This is a genomic window from Aeromonas sp. QDB23, from assembly GCF_027707745.1.
Taxonomy (GTDB): domain Bacteria; phylum Pseudomonadota; class Gammaproteobacteria; order Enterobacterales; family Aeromonadaceae; genus Aeromonas; species Aeromonas allosaccharophila.
The window spans coordinates 1-884 of sequence record NZ_JAPCJA010000163.1 but is presented as its reverse complement, the minus strand read 5'-3'; the positions used below and the strand labels follow the sequence as shown (position 1 = coordinate 884).

The following is an 884-nucleotide window of genomic DNA, read 5'->3' as shown; positions in this document are numbered from 1 at the left end:
GGTATTAGCTGGTCAAGGATGGCGATCATACCTCAGAAGCCGCGCCACGCCTCGCTCATATGAGGGGATGGTTAAGGATACCAGTAGCACACCCTTAGGAAGCATATCGCCGACATTAACGGCTTTGATTGAGCCATCTTTTAAAACGATCCAGCACTCTCCTTGAGCCTTAGTGAGTTCCATTGCTTGATCGAGCAGGATTTTGTGCATGTTACGTGTGTTCCTAATAGTTTGAACTGATAAATTTATAGTTTTTATACTAATTATTCCGCCCAAGGCTAAGGAGAGTGCATTAAATAATCAAACGACTTATTGATGATATATTTCTATTAACTGATTCGCTGGTGGAATTAATGTATTGCCATGATTTAATTGAGTTTATTGTTGTTCTGCGGGTTATTTTAATTGTATTGGGTGATAGTCTTTATCGGGTTAAAGTCAGCGTATTAAGAGCGCTACTCATATGAACGACTTTATATTTTTTAATGAGAATAAAGAAATTTAAAGGCGTTTAATGTGAAAAACGTTTTTATCTCATCCTTGCTTTTATGGTAGCGAGAGTAAATTCGTTGAGATATCAGTTTTATAGAGCTGGTTTATAAGAAGTCGTCGTTTTTAGCCGGGGTGGTGGGGAAAGTCACTGGCCAAAAATGACAGCTCGATGGGGATTTTTTGTTATTTATATACCGATTATTAACATGCGCGAGAAAATAAGCTTTCAAACCCAATGACGATGGTGTTGATGATATGAATAAGTAGTCAGCAGGGTGAATGTTAATAGAGTGTCCAGTGGAATATATGCTGGTAACATGTACAGAACCTTAAGCGGCAAGCGAATTAATAATACCGTCTAACGTGTTGTTTTGCTTGGATTTTCTCTGCCT

At 38.3% G+C, this 884-nt stretch carries 1 protein-coding gene; it reads right to left on the bottom strand.

Translation table 11 applies throughout. The features are described from left to right. Positions 1 to 12: 12 nt before the first annotated feature. Positions 13 to 210, bottom strand: a complete 198-nt coding sequence (locus PG888_RS22975) for a hypothetical protein (RefSeq protein WP_270694480.1) — start codon at positions 208 to 210, stop codon at positions 13 to 15. Positions 211 to 884: the final 674 nt, after the last annotated feature.

What these genes read in the sequence shown, in the direction of transcription:
- PG888_RS22975 (WP_270694480.1), bottom strand. Translation starts at nt 210, where the DNA reads ATGCACAAAATCCTGCTCGATCAAGCAATGGAACTCACTAAGGCTCAA.